The sequence below is a fragment of the Bradyrhizobium sp. BTAi1 genome (assembly GCF_000015165.1).
Classification (GTDB): Bacteria; Pseudomonadota; Alphaproteobacteria; order Rhizobiales; family Xanthobacteraceae; genus Bradyrhizobium; species Bradyrhizobium denitrificans.
In genome coordinates, this window is record NC_009485.1 from 8127753 (window position 1) to 8145221 (window position 17469).

Below are 17469 nucleotides of genomic sequence, written 5' to 3' on the forward strand. Positions count from 1 at the left end.
CGATGGTCATCCGCTTGATCTCGCGGAGACGGAGTGAGACGGCTGGGCGGGGCTCGCTCGCCCGGCGTCTTCCCGCTCTTCTCCTTTCCGGCCTGCTGATCGCCGCGCCCTTCACCAGCGTTGCGCTTGCGCAGAACGCGTCTACCGCGCGTCTTCGGAGCGACCACACAATCGCTGACTACATCGCGGAAGCGGCGCGGCGTTTCGGCCTGCCCGTCGCTTGGATACGGGCCGTCATGGACGCGGAAAGCGCCGGCGATGTGCGCGCCGTCTCTCGCAACGGCGCGATGGGCCTGATGCAGATCTTGCCGGACACGTGGTCGGAGCTGCGCGCCCGTTACGGTCTCGGCCGCGATCCGTTCGATCCGCGCGACAACATCCTGGCCGGCGCCGCGTACCTGCGCGAGATGCACGACCGTTACGGATCGCCGGGCTTCCTCGCGGCCTACAATGCGGGCCCGCAGCGTTATGACGAATACCTTGCGGGCGTGCGCGCTCTGCCGGCCGAAACGCGTGCCTATGTCGCTTTGCTCGCGCCCCTTGTCGGCGGCGAACCGCTCGAGCGCGTGACCGCGATTGCGCCTGATTCGCTCGCCTGGACGCGCTCTCCTTTGTTCGTCGTGCGCGCGAACGGCAACGCGAATGCAGCCCCATCGCAAGAACAGCGCGCGCCCGGTGACAACGCGACAGCACCACGAGCGCGGGACGCGGCAGCGCTTTCACCGCGCTCCTCCGGCCTCTTCGTCGCGCAAGCGAGTCCGGACCCGCAGCAATGACGCGCTCGTTGCCCAATCGCGATGTAGCGACCCCCAGCGCACAAGAGCGTGTGGTGAGGCGGGAGGGCGCAACCACGTCCGCACGATGGCAGGATAAAGGGGCGCGAGGTGCGCGCCAGGACGGTTGTGCGTTTTCAATAGCTTACATGCCGAAGCCGCGAGGTGCGCCGTCCCGGCGCAGCCTGCGGCTTCGGCACTTCTTCAATGAATTCCGTCGCTTGGCGCGATGTGCGGGGCCGCGGCCATGAGCGCCGAGGACGACTTCCGCATCCGGCCTGGCCGCATCCGCTCGACGCGCACGCAGCGGGCGCGGCCCTTCATCGCGCAGGCGCTCGCCGCCGCCCAGCGCGCCGGCGGCTCCGTCTCCCGCAAAGGGACGATCGGTCCCGGCCATCGCTCCCGCTTCGGCCGCGGCCAGCGCGCCTCGATCCAGGCCAACCGGCTCATCACGTCGCGCTCGCGCGGCGCCGTCGTCAAGGCACGCGTCGTCCGCCACGGCGCACGCGGCGCCTCGCTCGTGACCCATCTCGGCTATCTCCGGCGCGAGGGCGTCACCCGGGACGGAGAGAAGGCGCGGCTCTTCGGTCCCGGCACCGATGAAGCCGATCCGAAGGCTTTCGCGGAGCGCTGCGCCGACGACCGCCATCACTTCCGCTTCATCGTGTCGCCGGATGACGCGATCGAGATGGCGGACCTCAAGCGGTTCACCCGCGACCTGGTCGGCCAGATGGAGAAAGATCTCAGGACAAGACTCGACTGGGTGGCGGTCGACCACTGGAACACCGAGCACCCCCACGTCCACCTGATCGTGCGCGGCGTTCGTGACGACGGCGAGAACCTCGTCATCGCGCGCGACTACATCAAGGAAGGCATGCGCGACCGCGCGCGCGACCTGATCACCCAAGAACTCGGCCTGCGCACCGACCACGACATCCGCACCGCGCTGGAGCGCCAAATCGAAGCCGAGCGCTGGACGAACCTCGACCGCCAGCTTGCCCGCGATGCCTATCGCACCGGTATCATCGACCTCGCGCCGCGCGCCGGCCGTCAGCCCGACGAATTCCACGCGCTGAAGGTCGGACGCCTGCGCAAGCTGGAGGCCCTCGGGCTCGCCGACCAGATTGGGCCAAGTCAATGGGTCATCTTCGATCAGGCCGAGAAGAGTTTGCGGGAGCTCGGCGAGCGTGGCGACATCATCAAGCGGATTCATCGCGGCCTCGCCGAGCGCGGTATCGAACGCGGGCCTTCGAGCTACGTGCTGGCCGGCGAAAGCCTGGACGAGCCGATCGTCGGCCGCTTGCTGGCGCGCGGGCTCGACGACGAGCTGAAGGGCACCGCCTACGCCGTCGTCGACGGCGTCGATGGCCGCACCCATCACATCAGGCTCGCCGATCTCAACGCGGCCGGAGACTCCGCCCCGGGCTCGATCGTCGAGCTGCGCCGGTTCGACGATGCGCAGGGCCGGCGGCGTGTCGCGCTCGCCGTCCGGTCGGACCTTCCGCTCGAGCAGCAGATCACGGCGAACGGCGCCACCTGGCTCGACCGCCAGGCCATTGCGCGCGAGCCAGTCCCGCTTGGCGCCGGCGGCTTCGGCGCCGAGGTCCGCGACGCGCTCGACCGTCGCGCCGAGCATCTCATCGCTCAGGGCCTGGCCGAGCGGCAGAGCCGCGGGGTCAGCTTCAGCCGCAACCTGATCGAGACGCTGCGGCGTCGCGAGCTCGATGCGCTGAGCGAGCGCCTCGCCGCCGGGACCGGACGGACGGCCGTCAAATCCAATGCCGGCGAGTACGTCGCGGGCACCTACCGCCGCCGCTTCGATCTCGCCTCTGGACGCTTCGCGATGCTCGACGACGGCCTCGGCTTCCAGCTCGTGCCGTGGTCGCCCTCGCTCGAACAGCATCTCGGCCGCCATGTCTCCGGTATGGCGCGCGGCGACGGCGGCATCGACTGGAGCTTCGGCCGCAAACGGGGGATCGGCTTGTGACGAGACGATCGGCCAAGGAGAGCGCGTGATGTCGGCAACGAAGATTCTCTGGGGTCAGATTCTGGTCGTCGCGCTGATCATCCTGGCGACGACCTGGGGCGCCACGGAATGGACGGCGTGGCGATTGAACTTTCAGGCGCAGCTCGGTGAGCCCTGGTTCATCCTGTTCGGCTGGCCGGTCTATTATCCCCCAGCGTTCTATGCGTGGTGGTTCTTCTACGACGCCTACGCGCCGGCGATCTTCGTGGAAGGGGCTGTCATCGCAGCATCGGGCGGATTCATGGCGATCGCTGTCGCGATCGCCATGTCGGTGTTGCGGGCCCGCGAAACCAAGAACGTCGACACCTACGGTTCAGCACGATGGGCCCGCCCCGATGAGGTGAAGGGCGCCGGCCTGCTCGGCCCCGACGGCGTCGTGCTCGGCAAGCTCGGCCGCGACTATCTCCGCCACGACGGCCCCGAGCACGTCCTCTGCTTTGCCCCGACCAGGAGCGGCAAAGGTGTGGGTTTGGTCATTCCCTCGCTCCTCACTTGGCCGGGGAGCGCCATCGTCCACGACATCAAGGGTGAGAACTGGCAGCTCACGTCGGGATTTCGCGCCCGGCACGGCCGCGTGCTCCTGTTCGATCCGACGAACGCCAAGTCTTCTGCCTACAATCCTCTGCTCGAAGTCCGGCGCGGCGAATGGGAAGTCCGCGACGTCCAGAACATCGCCGACATCCTGGTCGACCCGGAAGGCTCGCTCGAGAAGAGGAACCATTGGGAGAAGACCTCTCATGCGCTGCTGGTCGGCGCCATCCTCCACGTGCTCTACGCCGAGGAGGACAAGACGCTCGCCGGCGTCGCCTCCTTCCTCTCCGATCCGCGCCGACCGATCGAGTCGACGCTCGCCGCGATGATGAGGACCCCGCATCTGGGAGAGGCCGGACCGCACCCGGTCATCGCCAGCGCCGCGCGCGAGCTCCTCAACAAGTCGGACAACGAGCGCAGCGGCGTGTTGAGCACCGCCATGTCCTTTCTCGGCCTCTACCGCGACCCCGTCGTCGCGGCCGTCACGCGCCGCTGCGACTGGCGGATCACCGATATCGTCGGCGGCGCGCCGCCGACGACGCTCTACCTCGTTGTGCCGCCGTCCGACATCGCCCGCACCAAGCCGCTGATCCGGCTGATCCTCAACCAGATCGGCCGGCGGCTGACGGAAGATCTCCATGCGAAGTCCCGCCGTCACCGCCTGCTTCTCATGCTCGACGAGTTCCCCGCACTCGGCCGCCTCGACTTCTTCGAGAGCGCGCTGGCGTTCATGGCCGGCTATGGGCTGAAGTCGTTCCTGATCGCGCAGAGCCTCAACCAGATCGAGAAGGCTTACGGCCCGAACAACTCGATCCTCGACAATTGCCATGTGCGGGTGAGCTTCGCGACCAACGACGAGCGCACGGCCAAACGCGTGAGCGACGCGCTCGGCACGGCGACCGAGCTCCGCGCCATGCGCAACTACGCCGGCCATCGCCTCAGCCCCTGGCTCGGACACCTGATGGTCTCGCGCTCGGAGACGGCCCGGCCGCTGCTCACGCCCGGCGAGATCATGCAGCTCCCGCCCACAGACGAGATCGTGATGGTCGCCGGCACGCCGCCCATCCGCGCCAAGAAGGCGCGCTACTTCGAGGACCGGAGATTACAGGCGCGCATCTTGCCGCCGCCGGTGCTGAAGGCGGCGGAACACCATCAAGCGAATGACTGGACCGGCAGGCCCCTGCCGCCGCAACCTTTGCCGGAAGCCGCGCCACCCGTGAGCGGCATGAATGACGAGGATCCGACGGGCTCCGAGAAGCGGCGCCAGCCCGAGCTCAGTCGCGTGGCCCCGGTCGAGAAGAAGCCGCCGATCGACAACGAGTTCGAGATCGACCCCAACGATGACGAGCCGGACGATGCCGCACGGCTGAGCCGCATGAACCGTCTCGTGCAAGGCCTCGCGCGCCAGGTCTCACTCGATCCCGACGACGGCATGGAGCTGTAGGACGCCATGCCGAATCCGAACAAGAAGCGGCGGCTTTCCGTCTATCTCGAACCCGGCGTGACCAGGGCGCTGGCGGAATACGCCGCACGCCGCGCCCAGTCGCGCTCGCTCGTCGCGGAGGCGGCCATCGCCTCATTCCTCTCACCCGACGCCGCCGAGCGGCAGGAGGCGGCGCTCACCAGGCGGCTCGATCAGCTCGACCGGCGCATGGCGCGCCTGGAGCGTGATCTTGGCATCGCCGTCGAGACGCTCGCCGTCTTCGTCCGCTTCTGGCTGACCACCAACCCGCCGCTGCCAGAGCCTGCGCAGGCCGCCGCGCGCGCGAAGGCAGGCGAACGCTATGACGCGTTTGTCGCCGCGCTCGGACGGCGACTCGCCAAGGGGCCAAAGCTCGGCCAAGAAATCTCCGAGGACGTTCCGGGCGAACCGAGTAACGAATAAGCGAGATCACGACGCTCGCAAGTCGTCAGCGGCTTCGCCGTTTCCCTGTATTTCTACGCCACACTACGACGACCCCATCGCGCTTGTTGCACCGACCGATTTTCTGCCTCTTCTACTCATCCCCGATCCAGGGCCGCTCGCGAGCGGTCCCGCGCAGAACGGGGACGACATGGCGGTTTCATTCCAGCAATCCGAGGCGGTCCTTCGCGGCACGCGTATGCTGCGCACGGCGCTTGGCCCGGCCATTGCAGGCTTCCTGGAAGACCCGTCGATCGTCGAGGTGATGCTCAACCCGGACGGGCGGCTCTGGATCGACCGGCTTTCCGGGGGTTTGGCCGATACGGGTGAGCGACTGTCGCCTGCCGACGGCGAGCGCATTGTCAGGCTCGTCGCCCACCATGTCGGCGCCGAGGTCCACGCCGGCAGCCCGCGTGTCTCGGCCGAACTGCCCGGAACGGGAGAGCGCTTCGAGGGCCTCCTGCCGCCTGTCGTGGCCGCGCCGGCGTTTGCGATCCGCAAGCCCGCGGTCGCCGTGTTCACGCTGCACGACTATGTCGCCGCCGGCATCATGTCGGCCGAGCAGGCGGAGATTCTCCGCCGCGCCGTCGCCGACCGCCGCAATATCCTGGTCGCCGGCGGAACGAGCACCGGCAAGACCACGCTCACCAACGCACTGCTCGCGGAAGTCTCGAAGTCGGCCGATCGCGTCGTCCTGATCGAGGACACGCGCGAGCTTCAATGCGCGGCGCCCAATCTCGTCGCCATGCGCACCAAGGACGGCGTCGCCACGCTCTCCGACCTCGTGCGCTCTTCGCTGCGCCTGCGCCCCGACCGCATTCCCATCGGCGAGGTGCGCGGCGCCGAGGCGCTCGACCTCCTGAAGGCGTGGGGCACCGGACATCCCGGCGCCATCGGCACCATCCACGCCGGCACCGCGATCGGCGCGCTTCGCCGCCTCGAGCAGCTCATCCAGGAAGCCGTCGTCACGGTCCCGCGCGCGCTGATCGCAGAAACCATCGATCTCGTCGCCGTGCTGAGCGGCCGCGGCGCCTCGCGCCGTCTCGCCGAGCTCGCCCGCGTCGAGGGCCTCGGACCCGGCGGCGACTACCGCATCACCCCCGCGACAGCAGGCCCAGCAGGAGATCACGCATGACCGCCGCCCGACAGCCATCAACTAAGCATCGCCTATTCGTCGGCTCGGTTCTCGACCGGATCGGCGCCATCGGTCTGACCGCGACAGGGCTTCTCTACGCGGCGCCGGCCTATGCCAGCGGCTCGTCCATGCCGTGGGAGCAGCCGCTTCAGCAGATCCTGCAATCGATCGAAGGCCCGGTGGCCAAGGTCATCGCGGTGATCATCATCATCGTCACTGGCCTGACGCTCGCCTTCGGCGATACGAGCGGCGGCTTCCGCAGGCTCGTGCAGATCGTCTTTGGCCTGTCGATCGCATTCGCAGCCAGCTCCTTCTTCCTGAGCTTCTTCAACTTCGGCGGTGGGGCGGTGGTGTGATGGCTGGTGTGCTTGAGACCGCCGAGGTCCCCGGCTTCTCGGTGCCAGTCCATCGGGCGCTGACCGAGCCCATCCTCCTCGGCGGCGCGCCGCGCTCGATCGCCATCCTCAACGGCACGCTCGCCGCCGCGCTCGGGCTCGGCCTGCGGCTCTGGCTCGTCGGCCTCGGCCTTTGGGCCGTCGGCCATTTCGCGGCGGTGTGGGCGGCGAAGCGCGATCCGATGTTCGTGGAGGTCACGCGCCGGCACCTGCGCATTCCCGGCTTCCTGGGCGTGTGAGGCGGCCGATGATGAACCTCGCCGAATATCGCCGCACGTCTTCGCGCCTCGCCGACTTCCTGCCGTGGGCAGCGCTCGCCGCAGAGGGCGTCGTCCTCAACAAGGACGGCAGCTTCCAGCGCACGGCACGCTTCCGCGGCCCCGACCTCGACTCCTCCGTGCCGGCCGAGCTGGTCGCCGTCGCGGGCCGCCTCAACAACGCCTTCCGGCGCCTCGGCTCCGGCTGGGCGATCTTCGTCGAGGCGCAGCGTCACGGCGTCGGCGCCTATCCGTCGAGCCGCTTTCCCGATGCCGCGTCTGCGCTGGTCGACGCCGAGCGCAAGGCGGACTTCGAGGAAGCGAGTGCGCATTTCGAGTCGAGCTACTTCCTCACCTTCACCTACCTGCCGCCGGCCGAGGACGCCGCGCGCGCCGAGAACTGGCTCTACGAGGGCAAGGCCGACCGCGGCGTCGATCCGCACGAGATCCTAAGCGGCTTCGTCGACCGCACGGATCGCGTCCTGCAGCTCATCGAAGCCTTCATGCCCGAATGCGCCTGGCTCGATGACGGCGAGACGCTGACCTACCTGCATTCCTGCATCTCGACCAGGCGCCATCGCGTGCGCGTGCCCGAGACGCCGATATATCTCGACGCGTTATTGGCCGACCAGCCGCTGACGGGAGGCCTCGAGCCGCGGCTCGGCGACGCACACCTTCGCGTGCTCACGATCGTCAGTTTTCCGACGGCAACCACGCCGGGCATTTTGGATGAGCTGAACCGGCTGGCGTTTCCTTATCGCTGGGCGACGCGCGCGATCCTGCTCGACAAGACCGACGCAACCAGGCTGCTGACCAAGATCCGCCGGCAATGGTTCGCCAAGCGCAAGAGCATCGCGGCGATCCTGAAGGAGGTAATGACCAACGAGGCCTCGGCTCTCGTCGACACCGATGCCGCGAACAAGGCGGCCGACGCCGACCTCGCGCTCCAGGAGCTCGGCGCCGACTACGCCGGCGAGGCCTATGTCACCGCGACGGTGACGGTCTGGGACGATGACCCCCGCATCGCCGCCGAAAAGCTGCGGCTGGTCGAGAAGGCCATCCAGGGCCGCGACTTCACCGCGATGCCCGAGACGATCAATGCCGTGGACGCCTGGCTCGGCTCGCTGCCGGGGCATGTCTACGCCAACGTGCGCCAGCCGCCGATCTCGACCCTCAACCTCGCCCACATGATCCCGCTGTCGGCGGTGTGGGCGGGGCCGGAACGGGATGAGCACTTCGGTGCACCCACCTTGCTGTTCGGCAAGACCGAAGGGTCCACCCCGTTCCGGTTCTCTTTGCATGTTGGTGACGTCGGTCACACGCTCGTCGTCGGCCCGACCGGCGCCGGCAAGTCGGTGCTGCTGGCGCTGATGGCCCTTCAGTTCCGGCGCTATTCCCGCTCGCAGGTCTTCGCCTTCGACTTTGGCGGTTCGATCCGCGCCGCCGCGCTCGCCATGGGCGGCGACTGGCACGACCTCGGCGGCGGTCTCACGGACGGGTCCGCCGAGAGCGTTTCGCTGCAGCCGCTCGCCGGCATCCACCATGTCCCCGAACGCGCCTGGGCCGCCGACTGGATCGTCGCGATCCTGATGCGCGAGGGCGTGGCGATCACACCCGAGGTCAAGGAGCATCTCTGGACCGCGCTGACCTCTCTTGCCAGCGCTCCCGTCGTCGAACGCACGATCACCGGCCTCGCGGTGCTCCTGCAATCAAACGATCTCAAGCAGGCGCTGCGGCCCTTTTGTGTCGGCGGGGCCTATGGCCGCCTGCTCGACGCCGAGCACGAGCATCTCGGCGAGGCATCGGTCCAGGCCTTCGAGACCGAGGGCCTGATCGGCACCGGCGCGGCGCCGGCCGTGCTCGCCTATCTGTTTCACCGCATCGAGGATCGCCTCGACGGGCGGCCGACCTTGCTGATCGTCGACGAAGGCTGGCTGGCGCTCGACGACGAAGGCTTCGCGGGCCAGCTCCGGGAGTGGCTGAAGACGCTCCGAAAGAAGAACGCCAGCGTCGTCTTCGCCACGCAGTCGCTTTCCGACATCGACAATTCACCGATCGCGCCGGCCATCATCGAGAGCTGCCCGACGCGAGTGCTGCTCCCGAACGAGCGGGCGATCGAGCCGCAGATCACTGCGATCTACCGCAGGTTCGGGTTAAACGATCGCCAGATCGAAATCCTCGCGCGCGCGATGCCGAAGCGCGACTACTACTGCCAGTCGCGACGCGGCAACAGGCTCTTCGAACTCGGCCTCTCCGACGTCGCTCTCGCCCTGTGCGCCGCGTCCTCCAAGGCCGATCAAGCCGCCATCGAGCGCATCGTCGCCGAACATGGCCGTGAGAATTTCCTGCCGGCATGGCTGCACCTGCGCGGCGTCGCGTGGGCCGCCGATCTCATCCCAAACCTCACCAACCTGGAGACACAATCATGATTGTCCGTCGTTCCCGCGCGGCGCTTCTTGCCGCGACGGCTCTTTCACTTCCGCTTTGGTTTTCGCCGGTCCTGGTCGCGCCTGCCGCAGCCCAGTGGATCGTCTACGACCCGACCAACTATGCGCAGAACGTGCTGCAGGCGGCGCGCGCGCTGCAGCAGATCAACAACCAGATCACCTCGCTCCAGAACGAAGCGCAGATGCTAATCAACCAGGCGCGCAATCTCGCGAGCTTGCCGTATTCCTCGTTGCAGCGTCTCCATCAGTCCGTCCAGCGCACCCAGCAGCTTCTCGGCCAGGCGCAGAACATCGCCTTCGACGTGCAGCAGGTCGACCGCGCGTTCCAGACCACTTATGGCAACGCGTCACTCTCGGCATCGGATCAGCAATTGATCGCGGATGCGCGCACGCGCTGGCAGAATACGGTCGGCGGACTTCAGGACGCGATGCGCGTCCAGGCCGGTGTGGTCGGCAACATCGACACAAACCGCACGGAGATGTCGGCGCTGGTCGGCCAGAGCCAAGGCGCCACGGGCGCGCTGCAAGCAACACAGGCTGGCAACCAGATCCTCGCACTCCAAGCGCAACAACTCGCCGACTTGACTGCTGTCGTGGCAGCCGATGGGCGAGCACGGGCTCTCGCCGATGCCGAGCGCGCGGCCGCGGCCGAGCAAGGACGTGAACAGCGCCGGCGCTTCCTGACGCCCGGCGCCGGTTATCAGGCCGGAAACGCCCGCATGTTCCCGAATAGCGGCAAATGAGGGCGCGTCCCGTGGACGCCAAGACTCTCGCCCGAATCGGAGCTGTCGCGTTCGTCGCCGTCGCGATCACCGCGACGGTCATCGAGCTGACCCGGAAAGTGGAGCGGCCTGAAACCACTCCAGCCCGGCAAGCGGAGGTGGGTGCGGCCGACCCGCTGCGAGACGAGTTGTTCCGATGCCAGAGCCTCGGCGAGGCCGGGCCGCGCGATCGGGCATGCCTCCGCGCCTGGGCGGAGAGCCGCCGACGATTTCTGATGCCGCGGACAACACCTTCGACGAGCCCGTCGGATGCGAGCCGGCCCACCGGCGAGACGCGCGGCGAAGGCGCCGCGCCGAACGGCGAGTAGAATCATGGGCGGCACTGGCGTCATCGACCATTTTCTCGAGGTATTTACTCGATACATCGACTCCGGTTTCGGCTTGCTCGGCGGCGAAGTCGCGTTCGTTGCGACGACGCTGATCGTGATCGACGTCACGATCGCCGCTCTGTTCTGGAGCTGGGGCGCCGATGACGACATCCTCGCCCGCCTCATCAAGAAGACGCTGTTCGTCGGCGTGTTCGCCTATCTCATCGGCAACTGGAACAACCTCGCGCGCATCGTCTTCGAGTCCTTCGCCGGCCTCGGACTGAAGGCGAGCGGAACCGGCTTCACGACGGCTGATCTGCTCCGCCCGGGCCGCGTCGCGCAGACCGGCCTCGATGCCGGCCGTCCGCTGCTCGACTCGATCTCGGGCCTCATGGGCTACTGGTCGTTCTTCGAAAACTTCATCCAGATCGCCTGCCTGTTCCTCGCCTGGGCGCTCGTCCTGCTCGCGTTCTTCATCCTCGCGGTGCAGCTCTTCGTGACTCTCATCGAGTTCAAGCTGACCACGCTCGCGGGCTTCGTCCTCATCCCGTTCGGGCTGTTCGGGCAGAGCGCGTTCATGGCCGAGCGCGTGCTCGGCAACGTCATCAGCTCCGGCATCAAGGTGCTGGTGCTCGCCGTCATCATCGGCATCGGCTCGACGCTGTTCTCCGAGTTCACCGCCGGCTTCGGCGGCGCCAGCCCGACGATAGATCAGGCCATGGCGATCGTGCTCGCGGCGCTCTCGCTTCTCGGCCTCGGGATCTTCGGGCCCGGCATCGCCAACGGCCTCGTCAGCAGCGGCCCGCAGCTCAGCGCCGGCGCGGCCGTGGGCACCGGCCTTGCCGCCGGCGGCGCGGTGGTCGCAGCGGGTGCCGCCGGCGGTCTCGCTTTGCGCGGCGGCGCGGCCGCGATCTCGGGCACCGCCGCGGCAGCGCGCGGAGGCGCGACCCTCGCGGGCGGCGCGGCGACCGCTTACAGCCTCGGGGCGGCCGGACAATCCGGTCCGGCCGGCGTTGCCTCCGGCCTCGGCGGTGTCGCACGGGCGGCTGGAGGCGCGGCCATCTCGCCGCTTCGCCGCGCGGTCTCTCACGCGGCCGACAGCATGCGCTCCAGCTACGCCCGAGGCGCCCAGTCCGCTTTCGAGGCGACCGGCGGCGCTTCAACGATGGGCACCATCGGCGGCGCGGTCAACGCGTCAGGAGCTCCCGTGTCTGACGGTCCGCCCGCCTGGGCCCGCCGCATGAAGCGCTCCCAGCAGCTCCATCACGGCGTCATGGCCGCCGCGCACGCGATCCGCAGCGGCGACAGCCATGGCGGCGGCAGCTCCGTTAACCTTTCCCAGCGAGACCAATAATGTTCAAGCGACCTTCGACGCATTACGGCAAGACACCTGAGCCCGAGACGCCCTATCAGCGCGCCGCGCAGGTCTGGGACGAGCGCATCGGCTCGGCCCGCGTGCAGGCCCGAAACTGGCGGCTGATGGCTTTCAGTTCGCTCGCGCTGTCGGCCGCCTTCGCCGGTGCGCTGGTTTGGCAATCGGCGCGGGGCACCGTCGTCCCTTGGGTCGTGCAGGTCGATAATCTCGGCCAAGCCCAGGCAGTCGCACCTGCGGTCGCCGATTATCGCCCGACCGATCCTCAGATCGCGTTCCATCTCGCGCGCTTCATCGAGCAGGTCCGCTCGATCCCGGCCGATCCGATCGTGGTTCGGCAGAATTGGCTGCGCGCCTACGACTTCACGACCGACCGTGGCGCTGCGGCTCTGAACGACTACGCACGCGCCAACGACCCTTTCACCAAAGTGGGCAAGCAACAGGTCGCGGTCGACGTTTCGAGCGTCATTCGAGCGTCGCCCGACAGCTTCCGCGTGGCCTGGACCGAGCGGCGCTATGAGAACGGCCAGCTCGCATCGACCGAACGTTGGACCGCCATCCTCACCATCGTGGTGCAGCCGCCGCGTGACGCAGAGCGGCTGCGCGCCAATCCGCTCGGCATCTACGTCAATGCGATCAACTGGTCGCGGGAGCTGGGGTAAATGAATCGAGAGAACGTTTGTGCCGCAAAGCCGGTTTTCCGTAAATACGCAATCCCTGCCGCGCTCCTGTCGGCCGCGCTGCTGAGCGCATGCGCCACGCAGAGGCCGCCGCAGATCAGCTATGACTCCGATGTCCCGCCATTGCCGGCCGTTCCAGCGGCAATCGCGGACGAGCGGCCGCGACCGCTGCACATTCCGCCCGCTTGGACTCCCAGCCATGGCGGGGCCGCCGCCAATTCGCCGACGGCGCGGGTGGCGAACGCCAATGCCGCCGCCCGCGTCGAGCCTCGCCGAGAGGGCTACTACAACGCCATCCAGATTTATCCATGGTCGGAAGGCGCGCTCTATCAGGTCTACACCTCGCCGGGACAGATCACGGACATCGCGCTTGAGCCTGGCGAGAGCCTGACCGGCGCCGGCCCGATCGCCGCCGGCGACACCGCGCGCTGGATCATCGGCGACACCGAAAGCGGATCGGGGATCACGCGCCGTGTCCACGTGCTAGTAAAGCCGACGCGGCCCGACATCACCACCAACCTTGTCATCACCACCGATCGCCGCAGCTACATGATCGAGCTGCGGGCCGGCGCCAATCCGTACATGCCGGCCGTGGCATGGGCCTATCCACAACTTCCCGCTTCGCAGCGTGCGGGTGTCCCGGCGACGCCGGTCATCCCCGCCGCCGCGGCGCGCAACTATCGCTACGCTTTGAGCGGCGACAATCCGCCTTGGCGACCAATCGCCATCTATGACGATGGACGGCGGGTTTATGTCGAGTTCCCGCGCGGCATCGTTCAGGGCGAGATGCCGCCGCTCTTCGTCATCGGCTCGGAAGGCGAGCTCCAGATCGCCAACAGCCGCATCTACCAGAACGTCCTAATCGTCGATCGCCTCTTCGGCGCCGCCGAGCTTCGCCTTGGCAGCGGTGACCGCCAGCAAAAGATCAGGATCTCGCGCAGCGACGGGAGGCCATCGTAATGACCAGCTCTGACAATCCTGACCGCCTTGAGACAGAACAAGGTCCGCGTGACTCCGCGGCGCCTATGCGTCTGCGCGGCGACCCGCCCCGCGTCACCCGATTGTCCCGCAAGGCGTTGGCGGGGATCGGCCTGGTCGCGTCGATCGGCCTCGGCGGCGCCCTGATCTACGCGCTGCAAACCCGCGATGCCGGCCCCCGCAACGAGGAACTCTATTCCACCACCAACCGGCCCACGGCCGATGGACTCGCCGGGCTGCCGCGCGACTATACCGGCCCGCGGCTTGGACCACCGCTGCCGGGCGACCTGGGCCGCCCCATCCTGAGCGCGCAAGATCGCGGACAGCCGGTCGTCCCCCCGACGATCCAGCCGACCGTGGATGCCGCGGAGCAGCGTCGCCTCGCCGAGCAGGAAGCTGCGCGCACGAGCCGCGTCTTCTTCCAGACCGAGGCGCGGGCGCTTGCCGCTTCGCCTGCACCTGGCGGCGCCGCCACCAACACGAACCTGTCCGGCCTCGGGCTTCCCGGCCAGTTCAACATGCCGACGGCGCAAGAACGCGCGCAGGATCGGCAACTGGCCTTCCTCAACGCCGCTGCCGATCGCCGCACTGTCGCTCCGGATCGTGTGATGCCGCCGGCCTCGCCCTACGTGCTGCAAGCCGGGGCGGTGATCCCGGCCGCCTTGATCACCGGCATTCGCTCCGATCTTCCCGGACAGATCACCGCCCAGGTGACCGAAAACATCTACGACAGTCCGACCGGCAGACTACTTCTGGTGCCGCAAGGCACCCGGATCATCGGCCAGTACGACAATGCCGTGCAATTCGGCCAACGCAGGGTGTTGTTGGTGTGGAATCGCCTAATCCTGCCGAACGGCCGGTCAATCGTCCTGGAGCGCCAGCCAGGCGCGGATGCGGCCGGATACGCCGGCCTCGAGGACGGTGTCGACTACCATTGGTGGGACCTCGCCAAAGCCGCTGGCCTTTCCACGCTCCTGAGCGTCGGCACCGAGCTCGCGATCGACGACGATGACCGCTTGCTGCGCGCCATCCGCAACGGTGGCCAGGATACAATCAACGATGCCGGCCAGGAAATCATCCGCCGGCAGCTCAACGTCGCGCCGACGCTCACCATCCGGCCTGGCTTTCCGGTCCGCGTGATCGTCACCCGCGATCTCGTGCTCGAACCCTATCGAGGATAGCGATGACAAAACTCAGACTCGCCGCACTCGAAGACGACAAGCCCGTCAGGGTGTCCTTCGATCTGCCCGCTGAGGTGCACCGCGAGCTGATCGCCTATGCCGAGGTCTTGGGACGAGAGACGAGCAAGCCCGTGTCCGATCCCGTGAAACTTATTCCTCACATGATCCGTCGATTCATGGCGACAGATCGCGGGTTCGCCAAAGCGCGTCGGCAGCGCGACACTTGAAATGCCTGTGCTCTGAGGCCGCAAAATTGGATCGTTTTTGGTTAGAGTCTTCGGCGCCGATTCCCCGGCTGGGAGGATCGCAGAGCGATGAAGGCTTCGAAGTTTCCGGACGCCCAGAAGGCGTTCATTCTGAAGCAAGGGGCTGACGGAATGCCGGTCGCGGACATCTGCCGCAAGGCCGGGATCAGCCAGGCGACCTATTTCAACTGGAAGAAGAAGTACGATGGCCTGCTGCCGACTGAGATGCGGCGGCTCAAGCAGCTGGAGGACGACAACACCAAGCTGCGGAAGGTCGTGGCAGATTTGAGCTTGGACAAAGAGATGCTGCAGGACGTCATCTGCCGCAAACTGTGAAGCCTGTCCGGAAGCGCAAGCTGGTTGACGCAGTCCGTAGCGACTGGGGTGTTTCGATCCGAAGAGCGTGTCGTGTGCTGCTGGTCGATACGTCCATCTATCACTACAAGTCGCGTCGGCGCGGACAGGCGCCCCTCGAACAACGGATCAAGGAGATTTGCCAGACGCGCGTGCGCTATGGCTATCGGCGTGTTCACGTGCTGCTGCGACGAGGGGGTTGGTGTCATGGTCAGAACAAAACCCGGCGCATCTACCGCGAGTTAGGCCTACAATTGCTCAACAAAACGCCCAAGCGTCGCGTGAAGGCCAAACTGCGGGACGACCGCCGACCGGCCACACGATCGAACGAGACCTGGGCCATGGACTTCGTGCACGACCAGCTGGCAACCGGCCGCAAGCTGCGGGTATCCCTGGCCGGAATTCAGGGGAGCACGTCAAGTTGGAAAGTGACGCCACTGAAGACGAGCTGGCGGCGGAGCGCGCTGTGGCCAAGGCGACGACGGTGCGCGGATTTACGCGCCAGCGCGGCGAACGCCAGACGTTCCCTGAGCATTTACCGCGCGAACGAGTGGTGATCGAACCGCCGACGGCTTGCGAGTGCTGTGGCGGCAATCGTCTGCGCAAGCTCAGCGAGGACGTGACGAGGACACTGGAAGTGGTACCACGCCAGCGGAAGGTGATCGAGACGGTGCGGGAGAAGTTCTCCTGCCGCGACTGCGAGAAGATCAGCCAGGCCCCGGCGCCATTCCATGCCGTCGCACGGGGATGGGCCGGCCCGAGCCTGTTGGCCATGATCATGTTCGAGAAGTTCGGCCAACATCAGCCCTTAAACCGCCAGGCTGAGCGCTACCCCCTGGAAGGCGTGCCGATCGCGCTGTCGACCATGGCGGACGCGGTGGGATCGGTCAGTGCGTCGCTGGATCTCCTGCTGCGCCTGGTCGAAGCCCATGTCATGGCGGCCGAGCGCCTGCATGCCGATGATACGACGGTGCCGGTGCTGGCCAAGGGCAAGACCGATACGGCACGGTGCTGGATCTACGTCCGAGACGATCGGCCGTTTGGCGGCGCCGGGCCGCCGGCGGCGATGTTCTACTACTCCCGCGACCGTAGGGGCGAGCATCCCCAGGCGCATCTGGTCGGGTATGCCGGCATCCTGCAGGCCGACGCCTATGACGGGTACAACCAGCTCTATCTGGCGGGACGCCACCCTGGACCGATCCGGGAAGCGGCGTGTTGGGTCCATGCGCGGCGCCCATTCTTCGCCATGGCTGATATAGAAGAGAATGCGCGTCGCAAGGCCACCGGCAAGAAAGAGATCCCGCTCTCGCCCATCGCCGTCGAGGTCGTGCGGCGGATCGATGCGCTGTTCGAGATCGAGCGCTCCATCAATGGCAGGAGCCCCGAAGAGCGTCTGGAGATGCGACAGACGCTGAGCCGGCCCCTGGTCGAGGACCTGCAGGTCTATATGCGGGAGCAGCTCGCCAAGCTGTCCCGTGGGCACGACCTGGCCAAGACGTTCAACTACATCCTGAAGCGGTGGGCGAGCTTCACGCGGTTCCTGGAGGACGGCCGAGTCTGTCTCTCGAACAATGCCGCCGAAAGAGGCTTGCGAGGCATCGCCCTTGGACGAAAATCCTGGTTGTTCTGCGGCTCTGATCGCGGCGGACGGCGCGCGGCTTCCATGTATAGCTTGATCATCACGGCCAAAATGAATGGCGTCGATCCACAGGCCTGGCTCACGGATATCCTTGCCCGCATCGCCGCCCACCCAGCTCACCGGCTGGACGAGCTTCTGCCCTGGAATTGGACGCCGGCATCAGCGTTCTCCGCTCGAGCGGCATGACCACGCACGTCAACAAGGTTCATCACGTCACCACCATCACCCAGGTCGCAAAGGACCTCGGTGAAGACGAAGACTGGCTGCGCGACATTGCCATCGAAATGGAGATCGAGGACGGCCTGATCTGGGTCTATGGCGTCGGCGAAGATGGTGTTCAGGCGTTCACCGACTTTGGCATCGAAAACCTGATCGAGCTCGTCAGGTTCTACAAAGAAAACCCCAAGCTGCTCACGCGCTGGCAACGGGAATGATCCAATCAGCCTGCGACCTACGCCGGATG

18 protein-coding genes and 1 pseudogene are annotated in these 17469 nt (G+C 67.1%); all 19 read left to right on the forward strand.

Going from position 1 to position 17469, the window contains the following annotated elements; genetic code table 11:
• The first annotated feature begins 2 nt into the window (after positions 1-2).
• A complete protein-coding gene (locus BBTA_RS36200) occupies positions 3-776 on the forward strand; it encodes a lytic transglycosylase domain-containing protein (RefSeq protein WP_012047463.1) in 774 nt (257 codons plus the stop codon).
• Positions 777-1020: 244 nt separating this feature from the next.
• Positions 1021-2760, forward strand: a complete 1740-nt coding sequence (locus tag BBTA_RS36205; RefSeq protein ID WP_041751775.1) for a VirD2 family relaxase/mobilization nuclease — start codon at positions 1021-1023, stop codon at positions 2758-2760.
• 28 nt (positions 2761-2788) lie between these two features.
• Positions 2789-4774: a conjugal transfer protein TraG gene (locus BBTA_RS36210; RefSeq protein ID WP_012047465.1), complete on the forward strand. Its 1986-nt coding sequence runs from the start codon at positions 2789-2791 to the stop codon at positions 4772-4774.
• 6 nt (positions 4775-4780) lie between these two features.
• Positions 4781-5215 (forward strand): hypothetical protein, encoded by a 435-nt coding sequence (locus BBTA_RS36215; RefSeq protein WP_012047466.1) that lies wholly within the window; start codon positions 4781-4783, stop codon positions 5213-5215.
• A gap of 169 nt (positions 5216-5384) precedes the next feature.
• Entirely contained in the window at positions 5385-6368 is a 984-nt protein-coding gene (gene trbB / locus BBTA_RS36220) for a P-type conjugative transfer ATPase TrbB (RefSeq protein ID WP_012047467.1), read from the forward strand.
• Positions 6365-6724, forward strand: a complete 360-nt coding sequence (locus tag BBTA_RS36225; protein WP_012047468.1) for a TrbC/VirB2 family protein — start codon at positions 6365-6367, stop codon at positions 6722-6724. Before trbB ends, BBTA_RS36225 begins: the two co-directional genes overlap by 4 nt.
• On the forward strand, positions 6724-7002 hold the full coding sequence (locus BBTA_RS36230) for a VirB3 family type IV secretion system protein (RefSeq protein ID WP_041751137.1): 279 nt from the start codon (positions 6724-6726) through the stop codon (positions 7000-7002). Before BBTA_RS36225 ends, BBTA_RS36230 begins: the two co-directional genes overlap by 1 nt.
• An 8-nt stretch (positions 7003-7010) precedes the next feature.
• Complete coding sequence (trbE, locus tag BBTA_RS36235; RefSeq protein ID WP_012047470.1) at positions 7011-9449, forward strand: conjugal transfer protein TrbE; 2439 nt, start codon at positions 7011-7013, stop codon at positions 9447-9449.
• On the forward strand, positions 9446-10210 hold the full coding sequence (gene trbJ / locus BBTA_RS36240) for a P-type conjugative transfer protein TrbJ (protein WP_012047471.1): 765 nt from the start codon (positions 9446-9448) through the stop codon (positions 10208-10210). Before trbE ends, trbJ begins: the two co-directional genes overlap by 4 nt.
• A gap of 11 nt (positions 10211-10221) precedes the next feature.
• Positions 10222-10557 (forward strand): putative entry exclusion protein TrbK-alt, encoded by a 336-nt coding sequence (trbK-alt, locus tag BBTA_RS36245; protein WP_148221564.1) that lies wholly within the window; start codon positions 10222-10224, stop codon positions 10555-10557.
• Positions 10558-10561: 4 nt separating this feature from the next.
• A complete protein-coding gene (gene trbL / locus BBTA_RS36250) occupies positions 10562-11911 on the forward strand; it encodes a P-type conjugative transfer protein TrbL (RefSeq protein ID WP_012047473.1) in 1350 nt (449 codons plus the stop codon).
• Entirely contained in the window at positions 11911-12591 is a 681-nt protein-coding gene (gene trbF / locus BBTA_RS36255; RefSeq protein WP_012047474.1) for a conjugal transfer protein TrbF, read from the forward strand. Before trbL ends, trbF begins: the two co-directional genes overlap by 1 nt.
• The gene (trbG, locus tag BBTA_RS36260; protein ID WP_041751138.1) at positions 12592-13569 is read left to right on the forward strand and encodes a P-type conjugative transfer protein TrbG; all 978 of its coding nucleotides are present in this window, start codon (positions 12592-12594) and stop codon (positions 13567-13569) included. It abuts the gene before it with no gap.
• Positions 13569-14768, forward strand: a complete 1200-nt coding sequence (locus BBTA_RS36265) for a TrbI/VirB10 family protein (RefSeq protein WP_012047476.1) — start codon at positions 13569-13571, stop codon at positions 14766-14768. The genes trbG and BBTA_RS36265 overlap by 1 nt, the downstream gene beginning before the upstream one ends.
• 2 nt (positions 14769-14770) lie before the next feature.
• On the forward strand, positions 14771-14995 hold the full coding sequence (locus tag BBTA_RS36270) for a DUF2274 domain-containing protein (protein WP_012047477.1): 225 nt from the start codon (positions 14771-14773) through the stop codon (positions 14993-14995).
• Positions 14996-15082: 87 nt separating this feature from the next.
• Complete coding sequence (locus tag BBTA_RS41180; RefSeq protein ID WP_012047478.1) at positions 15083-15349, forward strand: transposase; 267 nt, start codon at positions 15083-15085, stop codon at positions 15347-15349.
• Positions 15350-15519: 170 nt separating this feature from the next.
• Positions 15520-15567, forward strand: a pseudogene (locus BBTA_RS41510) (hypothetical protein); the annotation flags it as partial.
• A 2-nt stretch (positions 15568-15569) separates the two neighbouring features.
• Positions 15570-17192: an IS66 family transposase gene (locus BBTA_RS36280; protein ID WP_012047480.1), complete on the forward strand. Its 1623-nt coding sequence runs from the start codon at positions 15570-15572 to the stop codon at positions 17190-17192.
• Positions 17189-17440 (forward strand): hypothetical protein, encoded by a 252-nt coding sequence (locus BBTA_RS36285; RefSeq protein WP_041751139.1) that lies wholly within the window; start codon positions 17189-17191, stop codon positions 17438-17440. Before BBTA_RS36280 ends, BBTA_RS36285 begins: the two co-directional genes overlap by 4 nt.
• The last annotated feature ends 29 nt before the right edge of the window (positions 17441-17469 follow it).